At 67.0% G+C, this 2,707-nt stretch carries 3 protein-coding genes; all 3 read left to right on the forward strand.

Translation table 11 applies throughout. The annotated features are described in order from the left end of the window. Positions 1-900: glucose-1-phosphate thymidylyltransferase RfbA (gene rfbA / locus V5A20_RS13985; protein ID WP_332327639.1), on the forward strand; the 900-nt coding region annotated here is incomplete at its 5' end. Between the two features lie 24 nt (positions 901-924). Next, positions 925-1,485: a dTDP-4-dehydrorhamnose 3,5-epimerase gene (gene rfbC, locus V5A20_RS13990; RefSeq protein ID WP_332327640.1), complete on the forward strand. Its 561-nt coding sequence runs from the start codon at positions 925-927 to the stop codon at positions 1,483-1,485. Positions 1,486-1,491: 6 nt separating this feature from the next. Continuing rightward, positions 1,492-2,406 carry a dTDP-4-dehydrorhamnose reductase gene (rfbD, locus tag V5A20_RS13995; RefSeq protein WP_332327642.1) on the forward strand — a complete coding sequence of 305 codons (915 nt, stop codon included), beginning with the start codon at positions 1,492-1,494 and terminating at the stop codon, positions 2,404-2,406. Positions 2,407-2,707: the final 301 nt, after the last annotated feature.

Below are 2,707 nucleotides of genomic sequence, written 5' to 3' on the forward strand. Positions count from 1 at the left end.
CGAAAAGGCATCCTCCTGGCCGGCGGGGCCGGGACACGCCTGTATCCGGCCACCCGAGCCGTCAGCAAGCAGCTGCTGCCGGTGTACGACAAGCCGATGGTGTACTACCCGCTCTCGACCCTGATGCGAGCGGGCATTCGGGACATCCTGCTCATCTCCACGCCCAAGGACCTGCCCCGCTTCGAGGACCTGCTGGGGGACGGCCACCAGTGGGGCATCAACCTGCGCTACGCCGAGCAGCCGGAGCCGAAAGGCATTGCGCAGGCCTTCACGATCGGGGCCGACTTCATCGGCGGCGATGACGTGTGCCTCATCCTGGGCGACAACATCTTCTACGGCGAGGGATTGGGCGAAAAGCTGCGCCGGGCGGCCGGGCAGGGCGAGGGCGGCACCGTGTTCGCCTACTACGTGAACGACCCGGAGCGCTACGGGGTCGTGGACTTCGACGACGCGGGCCGGGCCCTCACCATTGAGGAGAAGCCGGACGCGCCGCCGTCCAACTACGCCGTGACCGGCCTCTACTTCTACGACGCCGACGTGGTCGACATTGCCGAGGGCCTGGAGCCCTCCGGGCGGGGGGAGCTGGAAATTACGGACGTGAACCGCCACTACCTCCGGCAGGACCGCCTCCACGTCGAAACCCTGGGGCGGGGCATGGCGTGGCTCGACACCGGCACGCACGGCTCCCTGCTGCAGGCGGCCAATTTCGTGCAGACCATCGAGGAGCGGCAGGGGCTCAAGATTAGCTGTCCGGAAGAAATTGCCTGGCAACAGGGCTGGATCGAGTCCGACGAGGTGGTGCGCATCGGCCGCTCGATGGACAACAACGCCTACGGCCAGTACCTGCTCGACCTCGTGGCGCGCGTCCAGGACGACGCGGCCCCCGCCTCCAGCTCGTGATATTCCCTCAAGACCCGTTCTCCGATGACGGTTTCCGAAACTGCCCTCCCGGGGGTGCGCCTGATCGACCTGGACGTCTATGAGGACGCCCGCGGCGCGTTCGCCGAACTCTGGAACGTCCGCGACCATGGACACCACGGCCTCGGGACCACGTTCGTCCAGGACAACCTGTCCCGCTCCCGCGAGGGGGTGCTCCGCGGCCTTCACTTTCAGAACCCCCGGCCGCAGGGGAAGCTGATCTCGGTGCTGAACGGAGAAGTCTACGACGTGGTCGTGGACGTGCGGGCCGGGTCGGACACGTTCGGGGAGTGGCACGGCACGGTCCTCTCGGCGGAAACCGCGCGGCAGCTGTACGTGCCGGAAGGCTATGCCCACGGCTTCGCGGTCACGAGCGGCGAGGCGCTCTTCCACTACAAGTGCACCGACTTCTACCACCCCGAGGCCGACCGCACCATCCGCTGGAACGATCCGCGACTCGACATCGACTGGCCGGTGGACGATCCCGTCCTGTCGGAGAAAGACGCGGGGGCCCCTGCGCTCAGCGAGATGCCCCGCAAGGCCCTTCACTTTGACGGCGTCCGATAGCTCGAAATGCCCGACGACACCGCCACCATTCTCCTCCTTGGGGCCACCGGACAGGTGGGACACGAACTCACCCGCACCCTTGCCCCCCTCGGCACGGTGCACACGCCGGATCGAGCCACGGTCGACCTGACGGCCCCGGCCTCCCTGCGCCGGGCGGTGGCGGACCTTGAGCCGGGTCTCATCGTGAACGCGGCGGCGTACACCGACGTGGACGGGGCAGAGGAGGCGCCGGAGCGGGCCGCCGCCATCAACGCCGAGGCGCCCCGCGTGCTGGCCGAGGCGGCCCGGGACGCCGGGGCCTGGTGTGTGCACTACTCCACCGACTACGTGTTTGACGGGACGAAGCGCACGCCCTACACCGAGGACGATCCGCCCAACCCGATCAACGTCTATGCCCGCACGAAACGACACGGCGAAGAGGCCATCCGGGACGTCGGGGGACGCTATCTGATCTTGCGCACGAGCTGGATGTACAGCCACCGCCGGTCGAACTTCGTGCGGACCATGCTGCGCCTCGCCGAGGACAAGGACCGGTTGACGGTCGTGGACGACCAAATCGGCGTGCCCACCTGGGCTGGCTGGTGTGCCGAGGCCACGACATCGATCTGTGACCGCCTCCTCACGGCGGACGACACCTCACAGGCCGGGATCTATCACCTCACGGGGACCGGCCAGACGAGCTGGTACGGCTTCTCCCGGGCGATCTTTGCCCAGTTTGGCCGCACGGACGTGACGGTGGAGCCCGTGTCGTCGGAGGAGTATGCAACGGCGGCGGCCCGCCCGGCCTACACCGTGCTCGATGCGAGCCGGGCTCGGGCGACCTTCAATCTCCCGGACACGTCCTGGGCGGCGCAACTGGCCAACTTCCGCGAGGACGTGGCGTCAATGGACGGCACGCTGGAGGCCCTCGGGGCGTCCTGAAGGCGAATATTCGAAAAAGTTGTCGGGCCTGGCATGGATTTATTCGCCTTTCTACCCGGCACCGGTTACCAAATACTTCTGGTTTTGCGGCCCAAACTTCTGCGACTGCTATAAGAGAAGACTCAGTTCCACGTCTATCCGTCGTCCGACTCCAGTCCTGGTGTACGATGCGCAGCATCCTCTCGGGTCTTTGTGTTCTCCTTTTGACCCTGGCTCTCGTGCCCAGCACGGGGCAGGCCCAGCAGCGCGAGGACCTGCCGCAGGAGGCCCGGCAAGAACTGGAGGAGCGCGGCATGACGGT

Origin of the sequence: Salinibacter sp. (genome assembly GCF_036626415.1) — a bacterium.
Taxonomy (GTDB): Bacteria; Bacteroidota; Rhodothermia; order Rhodothermales; family Salinibacteraceae; genus Salinibacter.

Excerpts from the sequence above, each read along its gene's own strand:
- rfbD (WP_332327642.1), top strand. The coding sequence starts at position 1,492 with ATGCCCGACGACACCGCCACCATTCTCCTCCTTGGGGCCACCGGACAG.
- rfbC (WP_332327640.1), top strand. The coding sequence starts at position 925 with ATGACGGTTTCCGAAACTGCCCTCCCGGGGGTGCGCCTGATCGACCTG.